We start from the raw sequence: 16,114 nt of genomic DNA on the forward strand, positions 1-16,114 counted from the left end.
GTTTCTGATTGTATGTATTTCACACAGTTTACGGGCTCTTCTCCCAAGGGAACTGCCCCGTTTCAACGTACCTTATGATGCCCATTTGATTTTGAGGGTCGGAAAACATGTCTTGATTTTCAGTTAAAGCCATGGATTTCGTACGGCGCGGGCGGTCATCCAATGAATTGATAAACTGTTTATACCGCGCAATTGCCTTTTTATTTAACCGCCGCAAGCGCAATAAATGCTTTCTCAGCAGGACCTCGCTTTGAGCGTCACAGGCATCTACCAACCCCCATTCCATGGCTTCCTGAACAAAAATCGGTTTTGTCATTAATGTCATATAATGTGCTTTTTGATAGCCGATCCTGCGAATCAGAAATGGCAGCACACAAGCTGGATAAAGACCAAATAACAACTCGGACAGACTGAATGATGCAGTTTGATCCGCAATGACAATATCACTGGCAGCCACAAATCCAAGACCTCCGGCATTTACTTTTCCCCGCACATGTGAAATGGTGACAAAAGGACCAGTCTGCAATTTCAGCCACAAATCATAAAGGGGTTCTTGAGAACTCGCTTGTTTTCTGCCGCTTTTCATCTCCTGATATATTTCTTGAAAATCCGCTCCGAAACAAAATACCTCCGGGAGCCCCTCTAAAACAATGACCGTAACGGAAGATGTCTCACATTGATTCATCACTTGTAAACATTCATCGATTAATTGGTCATTGATCGTATTATTAGCGTCAGGACGATGAAAGGTTAGATAGCAAATTGACTCTTGAAACCGGACCTTAATCGTTTGGTATGTCACGACATCCACCTGTACTTGCGATGAAACTCAGAAATTTCTTCTAAAAACAGCCTCGGCTTTTCTTGATGAAACTGCAATATCCCCGGAATCATCTCAAGATCCAGCTTGACATTACGAGTTCCGAACCGGACCATCCCGCTTCCCTTGAACAGCGTTTCATATTCATCCATTGAAAGATGATATCGATTGTCCAAGTGCTTCTCGATTTCAAATAAGCGCTGGCGTTGTTGGCCTTGAGGCGTTGCAATTCCGCTGTAAAATTCAGAACAGCAGCCTGAACCATAGGAGAAACAGCCGATTCGTTTAGGCGAGTCAAGCTGCGCTTTGTCAATAGTGCTAGCCAACGCCAGAAGCAATGCGGCTCCCATAATGTTTCCGACCCTTTGGCAGTAGAGCAATCCCGGCTGTACCCGTTTCAAAAAATCAGTTTCTATCTCGGCCGTTTTCGCCTTTGCCATCTTACGCATCATCGTCCGGTGCGCCCCTTTCACCATTCCGCCAAAAGGCGTATGGTAGGCTAGATATTGAAACGTATCTTGATAATGAGCCCCGGGTACACGTTTTTGATATTCCAAGAACGTTTGTTCACAGCAATCCAAATATGACATTAAAGACAGGTCAGCATCTCCCGCCTCACTGTCGGGAATGGGACGGCACGTATCCATCACTTCGTAGCCGTAATAGCCGTTTGCCCCGGGATCAACTTGAAACACCTCGGGATTTTCGCCTATCAAAACAGCCACTGCTCCCGCTCCGGCACTCGGTTCGGCATAGGACCAATCCTCACTTAAAGCGTCTCCGCCTTCAGCGATTAAAAAACGGGAAATATCACTGGCGATGACCAGTGCTTTGGCACCCGGAGACGTCTGGGATAATATAAAATTCACTGCCATTTGAAATCCGGCAGTTCCTGAATAACAGGCTTGTTTTATTTCGAACAAACGACAGTTGCGATTGAGCCCTAAATACTCATGGATATAGGTGCTTAATGATTTTCCAAAATCGATCCCAGATTCGGAACAGGTGATCAGCAATTCAATCCTGTCCTTCTCTGCGTCACTTAGTGAATCAATAATCGGTTTAGCCGCATTCACTCCAAAGGTCACAGGATCTTCGTAAGGCAGTGCTACCGCTTTTTCCTTCATTAATAAATTTTCAAATCTAGCAGTATCTAAATGTCTGTACTTGGCTAATTGCATGACATCAAGGTATGCCGTTCCGCCAAAGACATTCATCGCTTCTATTCCAGCAGAAACCATTTATGATTCGCCTCCGCATTTTTCAATGTTTTGTATACAAACAGCGGTATTCATTCCGCCAAAACCCATGCTTAAACTCAACGCGTTTTTTATGTCGTGTGAAATTGATTGATCCTTCACCCAATGCAAGGAAGGATCAATTGGATCATGTAAATTCCGGCTCGGATGCAGGCGTGATTCTTTCATTTGAAGCAGTACAGAAATAATCTCAACAATGCCTGCTGCACTGAGCCCATGCCCGGTTATTGACTTTGTTGCGTTTATATAAGCATGAGAAAGACCGCAAGCATGCAGCGCCTTCAATTCAATTTCATCTCCAATGAAAGAACCCGTGCCATGAGGGTTTATGTAATCAATTTCTTCAGGTGTGAGACCGGCTCGCTCCAATACCTTTTGTATGACATAGATCTCCCCTTCTAAAGAAGGATCAGGGTTTCGGTTCCCGTCTACTTTGATTGACCATCCAGACAATGCTGCATAGGGTTTTACGCCCCGGCGGACAGCTGTATCTTTTCGTTCTATCACCAATGCGCCGCAGCATTCTCCATAAATAAATCCATCTCTGTTCTGGTCAAAGGGACGGCACGCGTTTTCCGGCTCATCAGCATATTTATCCGTTCCCATAGCGCCTAAAGCCCTGAACGCCTCACATTCCATATAGGAAATATCCATTAACGCCCCCAGTGCGATGCAAATATCAACCTCTCCTGACAGGACTTGCTCAATTGCTTGAATCACCGCCAGCTGGCCGCTTGCGGAAGCACCTCCCGCCGTATAAGCTAAACCGGTAATTCCAAACTGTTCTGTACAAAGACCGCAAAGATCGCTATCCATAAAAGACAGTGCATATGCTGGCGACATGAAACCAGAGCGGTCCCTATAATTCTCATAAAGCTGGAGTGTCTCTCTTTGCTGAAAGTTCGATCCTCCTGCTACCAGCCCGATACGTGCGGAACCAGCATCGTCTAACTTCGCCTCCTCCCAGGCTTCTGAGAGAGTAACCAAAGCAGTTCGGCTGGAAAATGACGCTTTTCTTAGCAGTTTCTTAGAAAGACGGTCCGGATAAGATAACGAGGGAATTTCAGCTCCAATAAACCGGCTGTCTTTTTGTCTGCCAGGGCGCTGCATCACTTCAAAGGCATGCCTCCCAGACAATAACGAAGAAACAAAAGCCTCTTTCCCTTGGCCGATCGCTGCCGTTACTCCGACACCGGTCACCAAAATCTCAGGCGGATTGTACTTTGTCATAAAGCACCTCAGCTAATTCGCCGATGTTGTTCACACCAGACAGCTCGACACGAGGGATTTTTAATGATAAATCCTCAAGCACCATGGTTATAATTTCAGCCCTGTCTACAGAATCAGCCCCTAAATCAGCTAATCGATCTTCAGGCTCAAAACGGTGTCCGTCCAATTCCGGAAGAACCTCACAAATATTAGTAATCAATACTTCGAAGACTTTCTGTTTATTCATAACGTTTGTCTCTCCTTTAAATGGAATGTTAAACATGCAAGCTTCAACCATTTCTTTCGCAATATTCAATCTTTTATTATTGCACAATAGACTTTAAAGCGCCTTTTGAGAAAATAATGCAATTCTGTCGTTAAATAACTTTGCGGTTTCTGTCATTAATATTTTCCCGATGTCATCCACATGACGGTTCCGCCAACTCTCTAATTCCGACCCTTTCACCCATTGATTAAAAGCCCCTAACGCCGGGCCGCAGTGAACTTGATAATCGACTTTAGACTCTTCGCTTCCGCTGATCGCCAATTGCGAGCTGTACCTAAAGTACCATCTGAAAATCAATGCCATCTTATGTTTCGGATTCCGTTCGGCCTTCTCAATCTCTGCCGATGGATAGTGTAATTTAATATCTTCATATATTTTTTCGATACTGCGTTTAAAATATTTCTCCTCTAGCTGAGTTAAGGTCTTTTGATCGATCTCACTCAATGATCCAAATCGCTGGTAAAGTTCATGCAGCTTGCTGGCTCGCGCCGGAAAAAACACACCTTTTTTCAGCACTTGCACTTTGCTGCCCGATTCGAACATATCACCCGCTGGCGCATACGCCGTATCTTGAACATTCATTTGCTGCAATAAATCTTTCACTCTGTCACTTGTGGCCGCTTCAACCGTACACTGATTGATTGAGCCGGTTAAGATAAAATCAGCACCGAGCATAAAGGCAGCCATCGCCGCCTCAGGAGTCCCTATCCCGCCTGCCGCACCGACGCGTATTTTTTTGTTATATCGATACTTTTTCATCATTTCGTCTCTTAATAATGTCATCGCCGGCATCAAACTGTATGCGACACCGCCGTCCGTATGACCGCCTGAGTCGGCTTCCACACAAATATCCTCTGCCACAGGGATCTCCCGCAATAACTCAGCTTCACTCGTTGTGATTTTGTTTTCTCTTAAAAGCTTTTCTACCATATTCTCCGGCGCAGGACTCATAAAGGATTCAGCAACCTCCGGCCTTGAGATTTTCGCTATCATTCGATTTGCACATGTCACTTCACCGTTTGGACGCCGTTTCAATCCTTTGGCGCGATATCTTACTAAAGCAGGAGTGACACTTAGAAATGCGGAGGCTTCCAAATGTCTCACATTATGTTTCAATAAAAGATCAATCATTTTTTCTTCTGATTCAATATGCTTCATATTGTGCACCAGGTTAATGCCATAGGCTTGTCCCTGCCCCAATTCGCCTTGAATAGACAGAATCGCATCCTCAACGTCATTCAGATCCAAACCGCCCGTGCCAAAGAATCCCATCATCCCCGCTTTTGACATCTTTACAACCATTTCTTTCGAAGCAATTCCGCGGTACATTCCTCCTGCAAGATAAGCATATGTAAGTTGATAGTCTTTTTTAAACTCGGCACTTCCTAATGAATGAGCTGTAATTTCAGCAGACATTCGAGCAGAATGGGCGTCACTCTCTGCTTGTTCATTTTGCTGGCCATTAGAGGCATTTTTCTCTGTTGAATCAGCATGATGTGTTAACGGCTCCGCTTCATTTTTTATGCGGGTAATTAAGCCGGTTAACACCTTTCCAGGACCGACTTCTTCAAACTCCATTGCTCCTCTTCCCATAAGAAAACGAATGCTGTCTGTCCATCTAACCGTGCTGTTCATTTGTTGAGACAAGGTCTCTTTCAGCCTTTCCTGTTGATAAGGCTCTGCATATACATTCGAGATAACTGGAAAAGACAAAGGCGAAAAATGGAAAGTTTCTATAAATTGCTTAAATTCTTGTTTTGCTTCATTCATATACCTGGAATGAAAAGCTCCGCTTACGTTTAATGGGTGAAACAGCTTTACATCCTGGATGGTTTCAAAAACAGCTCTCGCTTTTTCAATATCTTTTTTTTGCCCGGAAATCACAATTTGCCGAGGTGTATTCTCATTTGCCACATCAATCGTATGTAAATGATGTTCTTCTAATACGGATGCAACTTGTTCCTTATCTAAACCGATCACCGCAGCCATACCGCCTCCAGTAATCCGTCCCATCAGCTCGCCTCTTTTTTTCACCAGCTTTAAGCCTGTCCCAAAGTCAAATGCGCCTGCTGCAAACAGCGCGTTGTATTCTCCTAAGCTATGCCCCGCCGCAAAATCAGGTTTTTCTCCGGTCTCCTCCAGCTTTTTCAAATAACTGAGTGCATTGACCACGTATAAAGCCGGCTGAGTATATTGAGTATGATTGACATCGAAATAGCCTTTTTCAGTACAGAGTTTTTTGATTGAATATCCAAGTATTTGATCTGCTTGGTCCGTCAAATGCTGATATTGCTCAAAATGTCCTTGTCCCATTCCTTTTTGCTGGGAGCCTTGTCCCGGAAAAACATATGTAATCATCTTGTTTACTTCCTTTCTAGTTTCTGTAAACGCTCAACCATCTCCAGATTTTTCAGCTCCTGATGAAATGGTGTGATGATTGAATAACAGCGATTCGCTGAATCTCCCGAGATTAATTGTTTAACAAACGCAGCTAAGGTTCCTGAAGGCCCCAAATCAATGAAATGGCACGTATGCTGACTTTCCAAAAATTGAATAGCTTCTCGAAATCTCATTGGTCTTCTTACAGTATCCCAAAAGAAATCGTTATGAATCTCGCGAATGCTGCTTCCCGTTAAACAGGATACCAACGGAATTTTAGGGTGTTTAAAAGATTTTGATCTTAAAAATTCTTTATATATATCTTCTGCAGGATCAATAAGGGAAGAATGAAATCCGTAGGATACAGGCAGCGGCTGGCAGAGAATCTCGTTCTCTCTCAGGACATCAGTGATCTGCTGTATGTTTTCACTTTCTCCCGAAATGACAAAGTGCGAATCATAATGAATGGAGGTTAATTCACTATTTTCAAATAGCTGCGGATGATCAAGTAATAGTTGCGGTTTGTCGAGTATAGCCAGCATTTTTCCTTTATCGCAGTATTTTTCGATGACGGTAGCCTGTTCAAGTATGCATTCCAGTATCTCTTTTGCGTCTAAAACACCGGAAGCAGCAGCTGACGCGAATTCTCCCAGACTTGCCCCCAGCACGTAATCAGGCTGGATTCCCTTTTCTGCGAAAACCCGATATAAAGAATACTCAACCATAAAAATAGCGGGGTGCGTATAAAGGACACGGTCAAACGGATCCGATACACGCTTAGCGGGATGATACATTTCATTGACTATAGATATGCCGATTCGCCGAGAGACAATGGCATCCATTTCAAGCATACATTGGCGAAAAACGGTGTTTCCGCTGAATAATTCTTTTCCCATATGATAGTACTGAGAGCCTTGTCCGGAAAACATAAAAACGAGTGGTTCATTCATTTGTATAACCTTCTTTTTTTATGTATTTATAGGTGAGTTACGGAAATATGATGATGCTGGCCTGCCTGTGAGAAAAGCCTCGTTATATGGTTTATAACATGAATGGAAAAATGCTTTCGTTTTGTTGTTCTGGATGTGGAAGCTCGTTAATGAAGTGATCTTGGAAGCATCTGAATTTGATGTGAATCATTTTGGCATCGCCAAAAACATCGACTCTATTATGACTTAGATGTTTTTGAAATAAAGGGCGGTTCTCTTGAAAGGAGAGCGATGGTTTATCGTCATATAAAAACTGACTGCGATAGTGCAAATGTCCGCTAGAGAGCGAACTTTTTTTATCAGCCTCATTATGTAACAGTATATAAATTCTTTCCGTTTTAACAGTGTCTATCGAATCATGCATCACGTATACTTTAGACCCGAATTTGAGGCCTTTTGGTATAGAAATCGGGTTAGCGTGTCATAGGTTCCGCATCTGTTTGAATGCGGCGGATCAATCCTGTTAACACATTTCCCGGTCCTATTTCCTCAAACTCCATTTGACCTTTTTCCATTAAAAAGCGTATACTTTCAGTCCATTTTACCGAATGGTTGATTTGATCCGCCAGTGTCGGCTTAATTCCTTCAGAAGAGTACGGTCTGGCATATACATTAGAAATAACCGGAATAGATAAAGGAGCAAAATGAAAAGTGTCAAGAAACTGTTCAAACTCCTGCTTTGCATGATTCATGTATCTGGAATGAAACGCACCGCTGACGTTTAAGGGGAGAAACATCGTAACGTCTGTTTTGGCTTCAAAGATGGATGCGGCTTTGTCAATATCTTCTTTTTGACCTGAAATCACAATTTGATAAGGAGCATTTACATTCGCAATGTCAATCGCATGTAAATGATGATCTATCAAAACCTCTGAAACCTGTTCTTCATTTAGTCCCATAACGGCCGCCATACCGCCGTTGCTTACCATGCTCATCAGCTCGCCTCTTTTTCTGACAAGCTTTAACCCCGTCTCAAAATCAAAGGCTTCAGCCGCAAATAGCGCATTGTATTCTCCAAGGCTGTGCCCGGCAACAAAATCGGGTTTTATGTCTGTTTCCTGTATTTTTTTCAGGTAGCTTAATGCGTTCACTACATATAAGGCCGGCTGAGTAAATTGCGTTTTGTTTAAGTTTGAATAAGGATTTTCTATGCATAGGCGTTTGATAGAATACCCTAAGATCTCATCTGCTTGTGCCGTCAGTTCTTTAAACTCATCAAATAACTCACTGCCCATTCCCTGTTTCTGTGAACCCTGTCCCGGAAAAACATATGTGATCATTCTATTAAAGCCACCCTTCCCCGCATATATAATTACCTGCTGACTTACGTTATAAAAAATATAAGTATTGCCCCGGATAAATAGTAGCATGTTCATGTTGATGGTAACCTCTGTAAATATTATCCGTCAAGTTAATTTTTCCTACACTTTCCATCGTTTTTTCTCTGCATTTTTCAATAAAGGTATAAAGAATCAGGACACGCTGTAAAACATGAGAAAATAGACCTTCATATCATTTGTGCCAAAAGATGATGATACATAAGCTTCATTTCATCACTTAATAAAATCAACCCGTGCTTTGTCATCATTTTTCAAAAGGCAAATCTTTCGGATGCAGAAAGAAAATAGTCTAATAGAATGATTTCGGGAAAAACTTATTTAAAATCAAAAATGCCTCTTTGGTTTTTTCTATTGCGGAATTTCACAAAGTATTCTCTTTTATCAATCTGAAAATAAATATTATGTTTTAAAAGCTCACCTATTGTTTGCCCTGGTGTTTGACCAAATGAATGCCCCGGATAAACCCGCACTTCTGGGGAAACGATGGATTTTATCCTCTGAACACTATCGAACATATCATCTGCGGAACTGCCATGATCTTCACATATCCCGCATCCTTCCGTAAAAATCGTATCTCCTGTGAATATACTTTCTGAAAACAAATAACACATCCCGCCGGCTGTATGCCCAGGTGTAAGCAGACATTGCGCTTTCGTCATTCCTATGCTGATGGTTTCACGGTCTTCAAGAGCAATTAAGTTTTTGCATCTGAATTGGTAAAAGTCGATTTCTGTTTTCGACATATACACTTGAGGATGAAATAATGCCGAGAGCGGCTCAACAAGATTTACATGATCATAATGAGAGTGCGTTAAAAGAATTGCTGATAAATCAACCTCCAGCTCAGAAAGTTTATTAGTTAGTTTACTCAATTCCCATGATGGATCAACAACTATCGCAGATCGGCTTACAATATCTTCAATGATGTAACAATAGTTAGTCCACCCTTGATGAAATGTTTTGATCGTATGTACCGCATAAGTAACCATTTTCACCATTCCTATCAATATGAAGTTCTTTCATTCTCTCTTCCATTCCCACTTTACCAAACGGCATGCGGCTTTTCCATTCTTCAATTCATTCTTGCAGTTACGGCTTGATTCACATAAAAAAAGTTATTCTTTTTGGAGACTTGTCCATTAAGAATAACTTTTTGCAGTGACCTATTCACTCTTGGGCTGATTCATCAACGCATATAGATTGTAAATGCTGCATCATAACACGTTTGATCCGTTCTTTATTCACACGGCGAGGGTCAAACATCGCATGTAAAGCCAAACCATCGATTAAAGCGTACAGCCTCTCTCCTTCTATTTCTTTATCAGCATGTTTTTGCAATAAATGAAGCTGGTCCAAGTAGTCGATCAGATTTCGAATTGCTTTGTAAATCTCATCATGTCCCGCATCAAACATATTGTCTTTATGTCTCGCATAAACAGTAAAAGCAATCCATACCTCCATCTCTCTAATTGTTTCAGCATTTGTCGGGACAATTTCAAGCAGTATGTGTAACACTTTTTCTTTAGGCGGCAAATCAAGGGCAGCAATTTTATTAATGCGGGCTGTCACCTTTTCTTTGACAAGTTTCATTGCAAAAACAAGCAATTCATCCTGAGTTGAAAAATAATGGCGAAGCGCACCTAACGACAGTCCTGCTTCTTTGGCAATGTTTCTGACTGAGGCCCCCTCCATCCCTCGTTCTAAAATCACCCGCCATGTCGCTTCTGCAATGTGTTTTCTTCTTTTTTCATGGTCAATTTGTTTTGGCATATCTTTATTTTACCAAGAAAAAAATCAGAGAGCAATTTTTATAATACAGTTGTTTTATAAAAACGCAGATGGTAAAATCATATTAAATAATACAACTGTATTAGAAAGAGGGGAACAGATTGAACAGTGTCGCTTGGATGATTGTCTTCTGCGAAATAGGATTTTGGGTTGTAATAGTGTTAGGCCTTGTCGTACGCTATCTATTTAAACAAGATAAATTAGGGCTGTTTCTTTTTGCCTTAACCCCTGTCATTGACCTGATTTTGTTAATAATGACGTCTGCGGACTTATACCGCGGAGCCGTTGCGACTACTGCACACGCGATTGCTGCAGTGTACATCGGCGTATCGATTGCTTTCGGCAAGCAAATGATCCAATGGGCGGATGAAAAATTCCGTTATTATGTAACAAAGCAAGGCTCAAAACCGCTTGTGCGCTATGGAATGGATCATGCGAAACATTATGCGAAAAGCTTGATCAGACATGTGCTCGCTTACCTTATTGGTGCCGGGCTGCTGGCCGGGATGATTTATTTTATTAATGATGCTGCCCGTACCGAAGCTCTGGGCAGTGTTTTAAAGCTATGGACAGTCATTCTGGGCATTGATTGCCTGATCACCGCCAGTTATTTTATCTGGCCGAAAAAAGCGAAAGCTTCAAAAAATCTCAGAAGTTAAAATTAGTCCCGCTAAAAAATCCTTTTTCAATAGAAAAAGGATTTTTTCACTTTTGTAAATATATGTTACACTTTATGCAAGTCATCTAGATAAGGAGCTTATATGAAAAAAGCCTCTGCTTTCTCAGTATACCTGCCGGATTTTCGCTTTTTTCATTAGGCACTTGCCTAGGAAACATATCCAGTTTTTATTATTATTTTAGTATATTCGGGATGAATTCTGCTGTATTGTGAATCACTAACATGTAAGGAGTGTAATACGTGAGCCAGAAAGAACACGACACGCCATTTAAAGACTTAAAACCAAGCTCAAAAATAATAGTGATTGTATCCATTGCCCTCCTTATCACAATTGCAGCTGCTGTGATCTTCGGCGGTTATTTCTTCGGCATGAAAGGGCTATTTGCCATTCTCGGCATCACATACGATTCCAATCAAACCTTATTGTTTTTTATATTGGGATGCTTTGCTGCCGGACTGGTTATAGACCCACTAACAAAAGCCGTTTCTTTGATCATGATTCATTCACTTTCTATCAGAAAAACAGCACTTTTCACATTTGTTTTTTATTTCATCGCTAATTTCATCACAATTTGTTTAGTTGATTACTTTATGGATTCTATTTATATTCCGGACGCATTACTCTTTGTCATATCAGCATTTATGGCGTTCACTGAACTAGCATTTGATGATCAGCCTAAAACATGAACCGATAAAAAGCTGCTTGTGATTGATTCAAGCGGTTTTATGCTGTAATGACATTTTCGTCGCCTCACTTTCCTATATGGTCAACGAGAAAGTGTAAAACAATTAGAGGAATGAAACCTGGAATGCAAAACAAAAATCAAAATATGTCTAAAAACTTGTTATTGTTTCGTTTCTTCTTGTTGCTGTGTCTAGTGTGCATCACAGCCCCGGCTACGGGTGAGGCAGGATCGGGCAACCAAAGGCGGTTCATATTCTCATAGCCCCCTCACTCTCTGTCCTCATTCGCGAGTGAAGATACATATGATATCTTTTTGATGAATTGTTTAGTCATTTTTAATTCTCCTTCGAATATTTTGTAGCCAATTCATAATCTCTCCTTTGCCAATATAAAAAGACACCCAATCGGATGTCTTACTCTCTTTCTACTAGAACGCCTGTAATCACCGGTGTCTCTTCACCTTCTTGCACAGGGCCGTAAGCTGAAACCTTATCACCTTTAGTTAATGTTAAGTAACTCATATTCATCACTAGATACAAACACTTTTCACCGTCTTCTTCCTGAGAAATTATAAACGAATCTTTATCCGTTACACTCTCGACTGTGCCAGTTATCTTCACAACTTTATCAACTGGTGGATCGTTTACATTTAATTCTTCGTATGACGCTGGAGCAGCAATTTCCTTTACTGTTTCGTTAACTTCTGTACGTGCTGTGTCTGTAGACTCGTCTTCTTGAGTAACACCAGCATCATCTATAGACAACCCATCTGTGTTTGATTCCTTGTTTATTTCATTCTGTTTCGCAGTGTCATTGTTTTTCGTTTCATTGCTGGTTGAACAGCCAGCAAGTAATCCAATAGATATCAAAGTAATTATTATGTATTTCATGTAACTCCCTCCATTATGAGAAGAGTATACCTTACATGATTGTTTCAAACTACTTTTTAATAGACAAAAGTTAATCCCCCCATACGTTCCTTTCCTCTGTTCACATGTGCACCTGCATCGCGCAGCTACCCAAATAAAAAAGCACCCCGAGGGATGCTTTTTTATTTTATTTTCTTTTCACATCAAATTGCGTGACAAGTCGCATATTAACATTTGCTATACGCTTACCATCTTCAAACTCATACCAATGTTCACATTCTTGCAATTCTTTTATAAGTGCTTTCTCAGATTCTGCAATTACTTTAGCTGTTCTTAAATTTTCATTATCAAACCAAAAAACAACTTCAAATTTCATAAACTTTCACCTCTAGATTTATTATCAGACAAGAGGACTAGAAATGAAACAGTTCGCAAAATTTGTCGAACGATTCCCTTTTAATCACATATTTATTCTTTCTAAACTGCCACCGTACCGCCAATTGTCTATCCTGAGATTTACCGGAAGCAGTTTACAGAGAATATAAAAAGCGCCTTCCGCCTTCCCCACGACGGGAAAGCGCCTTAACGAATATAAAAAAGAATTTAAGATAATAATTTTATCTGAGCGTAACACCTTCAACACTTTATTTGCGCTTAGTTAAAGCCTTGCGTTAGACGCATTCAATCTTTAATTAATATACGTAAGGCTTTACACATCCTCAATGTATGAGTGCCAATGTCATCTAAACCAACATACTCAGCTGCAGCCCGGAGTATCTTGTATGCCATCGACCGGAATATTGGCTTGTTAATCCCTTCACGGCTTTTAAAGAGAAACTCATGGTCCTCTTTCCCTTCGACATAGGCCTTAAACTCTCTTTGAAGAGCTGGCGTCATATCGATTCTCTTTTTCTTTTTCGTTTTCTTCTCTATGAGATTGAAGTATGGCCGTTTAGCGTCTCTCACTCTCAGCTGCAGAATATCTGATATGCGGAGCCCTGAATTGATACCGGTCACGAATAGCATGTAATTCCTCATGTTTTGCTCTTTTAAAAACCTCTTGATGTAAAAGATGCATTCCGGATCACGTATAGGCTGAACAAAATTCATTAAGAAGCTGCCCCTTTCTTGTAGACTTCTTCTCTTAGAGCAAACGCCAGCCTATAGAGAGCTTTTGCCTTTACACGATAATAGCTGCGCTGGCTCATTCCCATTTCTGCATATACCTCATAATCATACATTTCTTCCAGTTGCATATAGAGCATGAAGATGATCTGCCGTTCTCTTTGAGAAAGCCGGTTAACAGCCTTTTGAATCCTTTTTAAGAATTTGTCACGCTGAATCTCCCAATCAAGACGCTTTAACGCTGCATCTTCCGTCGATGAATGAAATTCATTCGTAATGCTTGGCGGAACAATGCTGTAAGTTGGTGTAACCTTTGGCAAAAAATCATCTGGCACCTGTAAGAGATATAACCGGTATTGATCAAGCAGCTTCTCTGCTTTTAATTTAGTCGCTTCTTCGTCAATCTGAGGAATGTTTAATGTTAATTGATTCATATTTTTACCCTCCCGTTTATTTGCGTCTTAAAGCCCCGCCTTTGCCTCTTTTCAATGTTTGCCTATCTTGCCCTATCTTGCCACCCATCATTTGCCGCCAAAACCGTTCAGAACGCTCCTGTGCGTTTTTATTGGGCTTTTTCTTCCTCTTCTTCATGCCATCCCTCCTTTCAAATAAAAAACGGACACCAAACAAACAGCTTTAATGCTGTAAGTTCAGTGTCCGCAGGCTTTCCGTCATGGACTTATTTAATTTTAATTAGGTTTATATTCATACTTCTATTTTATCTATTATTCTAATAATTTTCATCCGCGAATTTAGAAATTAATTCTGTAAATTAATAAAACTGTTCATTTTGTGATACATAACGGTCAAAGAGATTAAATTTATTGAACATAGCCTTTCTTAAACCGGTACTAAGTACAAGCTGAATACTCTTACCAGTTCTATTTCTATTTGCGATATTTTCCGGGTCAGTTCCTGCAGGTCGGCTGTCTTCCGCCAATAACTACGCAGAAAATCCGGCTTGGTTAAGTACATCTGTTAATTTCTGCGCTCTTACTCGATCAGTGCCGCCAACTTTAACATGCTAGACTGTTTACGATGTAAACACTTTTCTACAAAAATATGCCACACCAGAAGAGGTGTGGGCATATTTTTGTATTTAATAAGTTGAAATTGTTCCAGACCCTTCAAAATACCAATATGAACCTGATTTTTTTTTCATGACTATATAATAATTTCCTGCTGGTATATCTACTAAATCCTCATCAAAATAGGTGGTTTCACCATCTGCAACATCTACTGTAAAACTGTCGATCACTGGGTCAGTGCCCAATACATCTTTTTTAATCTCAACTAATACTGTCGTTTTGTCTTCCGATTCATATCCAGTAGCATAAATTTCTCCTGAAACATTCAAGGTTCCTGCACAAAGGGCTCTGGTTATTCCCGTGAGTTTAGTGAAAAATTCAAAGTCAAAATCGTAAGAGTCATAACACGAAGCAGCCGGGGTTACAGAATTCGCAGTCGGTTTTTCAGAGTTCAATGATGATGCATTCGCCGTTGCAAACGGACTGATCGCCAAGCAAATAAGTACGCTAAACAAAGTAAGAATCTTTTTCACCATTTTATTCCCCCCATATTGTTGTTTCGCACAATAAAAATATTAACATATTAGTAAATTAATGGCAATTATATTTATGGGCTTTATTTTATTTTCTACTAGATTATTTGTTTTCTATTCTCGATTACAAATATATAATTGATAATGAATACGATCTTATTCGTACAAAATCGCCAAAAGTACGACTTTATTCGCACAACCAAAAAGTGGGATGGCGCTAGAGCCACAAGGGATATTACTTGAAGTATTCCGGCAAGATTTTCAGCTTATGAACTTGCCTGTAATCCATCACACAAATTCCTCCTCAACGCCCATGCTGCAGCCGCATTTCGGGCAGCTGGCATCTGGGCGGATTTATATATTTAAACTAAGTTCACAAATAACTAACAAAAATTCCCTTGGATATTTTTTTATTTCATGTAATAATACAGTTGTACTAAAAACAAAAGGAGTGTTTAAAATGAAATTGAAAAAAGTTTTAACTGGTTCTGCATTGTCCCTTGCTTTACTCGTTTCCGCTGCTCCTGCCTTTGCTGCAAGCCCTACTAATACTCATTCTGAAGAAAGTACAACAAAGGAAGTATCTGCATTAGGAACCCTAGTTGTTCGTGGATTACCTTCTGATCCAGAGCCAGGTCCAACAATCACTATAAACGGAACAACATATTATTTAGACAATGTTACTTTTTATCCTGATGGATCTTATACCGCCTACTATTCAAGTTAACTATGAGGAGGCTATGAGCCTCCTCTTCCCCTAGCCTAGTTACTCCCAATCACTCCCGGTAGAACGGCAATCGTAAGGAATAAAACCACTGCAATCGCCCCAATCAGCCAGCCATTTGTCTTGTCTCTTTTTGCAATAATTGCGTCCTTACCAACCATTTTCAGATCGTCAGCCTGAGCCTGCCGGAATTGATGGACCATTATTTCCTGCTGGCGCTTGTTTTCCTAGATGATTGCCTGCTACTTTTTCATGAAGCCGATCATAATTTCTTTGACATATCTCTTTTCGATGATGTAGCAAGGCCCTGCGTTTATATCACATGGCTGCAGCTCCTCCTCAGAAGCTAATTGCCACAATGACAAGTCACTATAATTTCCTGCAATTTATCCATTCCTGTT

19 protein-coding genes and 1 pseudogene are annotated in these 16,114 nt (G+C 40.7%); 3 read left to right on the plus strand and 17 right to left on the minus strand.

The window, feature by feature from the left end; genetic code table 11:
* Window positions 1-28: 28 nt before the first annotated feature.
* The 9 genes from LNN34_RS06885 to LNN34_RS06925 all read right to left on the minus strand — a co-directional run bounded on the left by LNN34_RS06885 (window position 29) and on the right by LNN34_RS06925 (window position 10,052).
* Entirely contained in the window at window positions 29-811 is a 783-nt protein-coding gene (locus LNN34_RS06885) for an enoyl-CoA hydratase/isomerase (RefSeq protein ID WP_229043029.1), read from the minus strand.
* Window positions 799-2,061 carry a hydroxymethylglutaryl-CoA synthase family protein gene (locus LNN34_RS06890; protein ID WP_059292744.1) on the minus strand — a complete coding sequence of 421 codons (1,263 nt, stop codon included), beginning with the start codon at window positions 2,059-2,061 and terminating at the stop codon, window positions 799-801. The genes LNN34_RS06885 and LNN34_RS06890 overlap by 13 nt, the downstream gene beginning before the upstream one ends.
* Complete coding sequence (locus LNN34_RS06895) at window positions 2,062-3,309, minus strand: beta-ketoacyl synthase N-terminal-like domain-containing protein (protein ID WP_229043030.1); 1,248 nt, start codon at window positions 3,307-3,309, stop codon at window positions 2,062-2,064.
* On the minus strand, window positions 3,287-3,535 hold the full coding sequence (locus LNN34_RS06900; RefSeq protein WP_024121473.1) for an acyl carrier protein: 249 nt from the start codon (window positions 3,533-3,535) through the stop codon (window positions 3,287-3,289). Before LNN34_RS06900 ends, LNN34_RS06895 begins: the two co-directional genes overlap by 23 nt.
* Window positions 3,536-3,628: 93 nt before the next feature.
* Entirely contained in the window at window positions 3,629-5,932 is a 2,304-nt protein-coding gene (gene fabD, locus LNN34_RS06905; protein WP_229043031.1) for an ACP S-malonyltransferase, read from the minus strand.
* 5 nt (window positions 5,933-5,937) lie between these two features.
* A complete protein-coding gene (locus LNN34_RS06910; protein ID WP_199397643.1) occupies window positions 5,938-6,903 on the minus strand; it encodes an acyltransferase domain-containing protein in 966 nt (321 codons plus the stop codon).
* 452 nt (window positions 6,904-7,355) lie between these two features.
* Window positions 7,356-8,222, minus strand: coding sequence for an ACP S-malonyltransferase (gene fabD / locus LNN34_RS06915; protein WP_229043032.1), 867 nt, complete (start codon window positions 8,220-8,222; stop codon window positions 7,356-7,358).
* Between the two features lie 374 nt (window positions 8,223-8,596).
* On the minus strand, window positions 8,597-9,271 hold the full coding sequence (locus tag LNN34_RS06920) for an MBL fold metallo-hydrolase (protein WP_185847953.1): 675 nt from the start codon (window positions 9,269-9,271) through the stop codon (window positions 8,597-8,599).
* A 178-nt stretch (window positions 9,272-9,449) separates the two neighbouring features.
* Window positions 9,450-10,052 (minus strand): TetR/AcrR family transcriptional regulator, encoded by a 603-nt coding sequence (locus LNN34_RS06925; RefSeq protein WP_229043033.1) that lies wholly within the window; start codon window positions 10,050-10,052, stop codon window positions 9,450-9,452.
* Between the two features lie 119 nt (window positions 10,053-10,171).
* On the opposite strand from LNN34_RS06925, the gene LNN34_RS06930 reads away from it, so the two are divergent.
* Together LNN34_RS06930 and LNN34_RS06935 are read left to right on the plus strand one after the other, a co-directional pair.
* Window positions 10,172-10,729, plus strand: a complete 558-nt coding sequence (locus LNN34_RS06930) for a hypothetical protein (RefSeq protein WP_229043034.1) — start codon at window positions 10,172-10,174, stop codon at window positions 10,727-10,729.
* A gap of 260 nt (window positions 10,730-10,989) precedes the next feature.
* On the plus strand, window positions 10,990-11,436 hold the full coding sequence (locus LNN34_RS06935; protein WP_059292750.1) for a YrvL family regulatory protein: 447 nt from the start codon (window positions 10,990-10,992) through the stop codon (window positions 11,434-11,436).
* Between the two features lie 411 nt (window positions 11,437-11,847).
* Here the strand turns inward: LNN34_RS06935 and LNN34_RS06940 are convergent, their stop codons facing one another.
* From LNN34_RS06940 to LNN34_RS06965, 7 genes and pseudogenes are all read right to left on the minus strand, one after another.
* The gene (locus tag LNN34_RS06940; protein WP_229043035.1) at window positions 11,848-12,324 is read right to left on the minus strand and encodes a hypothetical protein; all 477 of its coding nucleotides are present in this window, start codon (window positions 12,322-12,324) and stop codon (window positions 11,848-11,850) included.
* A 166-nt stretch (window positions 12,325-12,490) separates the two neighbouring features.
* A complete protein-coding gene (locus LNN34_RS06945; RefSeq protein WP_024121464.1) occupies window positions 12,491-12,679 on the minus strand; it encodes a hypothetical protein in 189 nt (62 codons plus the stop codon).
* A 341-nt stretch (window positions 12,680-13,020) separates the two neighbouring features.
* A pseudogene (locus LNN34_RS06950) lies at window positions 13,021-13,413 on the minus strand (tyrosine-type recombinase/integrase); the annotation flags it as partial.
* Entirely contained in the window at window positions 13,413-13,862 is a 450-nt protein-coding gene (locus tag LNN34_RS06955) for an ArpU family phage packaging/lysis transcriptional regulator (protein WP_229043036.1), read from the minus strand. The gene LNN34_RS06955 and the pseudogene LNN34_RS06950, both read right to left, overlap by 1 nt.
* A gap of 16 nt (window positions 13,863-13,878) precedes the next feature.
* Window positions 13,879-14,019: a hypothetical protein gene (locus LNN34_RS06960; RefSeq protein ID WP_229043037.1), complete on the minus strand. Its 141-nt coding sequence runs from the start codon at window positions 14,017-14,019 to the stop codon at window positions 13,879-13,881.
* A 181-nt stretch (window positions 14,020-14,200) separates the two neighbouring features.
* A complete protein-coding gene (locus tag LNN34_RS22080) occupies window positions 14,201-14,368 on the minus strand; it encodes a poly-gamma-glutamate hydrolase family protein (protein ID WP_416378567.1) in 168 nt (55 codons plus the stop codon).
* A gap of 159 nt (window positions 14,369-14,527) precedes the next feature.
* Complete coding sequence (locus LNN34_RS06965) at window positions 14,528-14,992, minus strand: hypothetical protein (protein WP_229043038.1); 465 nt, start codon at window positions 14,990-14,992, stop codon at window positions 14,528-14,530.
* A 457-nt stretch (window positions 14,993-15,449) separates the two neighbouring features.
* Between LNN34_RS06965 and LNN34_RS06970 the strand changes: the two genes are divergently transcribed.
* Window positions 15,450-15,716 (plus strand): hypothetical protein, encoded by a 267-nt coding sequence (locus tag LNN34_RS06970; RefSeq protein WP_059292755.1) that lies wholly within the window; start codon window positions 15,450-15,452, stop codon window positions 15,714-15,716.
* A gap of 35 nt (window positions 15,717-15,751) precedes the next feature.
* Here LNN34_RS06970 and LNN34_RS06975 read toward each other — a convergent pair whose 3' ends face one another.
* Entirely contained in the window at window positions 15,752-15,916 is a 165-nt protein-coding gene (locus tag LNN34_RS06975) for a hypothetical protein (RefSeq protein WP_229043073.1), read from the minus strand.
* Window positions 15,917-16,114: the final 198 nt, after the last annotated feature.

The organism is Bacillus sp. AF23, from assembly GCF_020861455.1.
Classification (GTDB): Bacteria; Bacillota; Bacilli; order Bacillales; family Bacillaceae; genus Bacillus; species Bacillus halotolerans.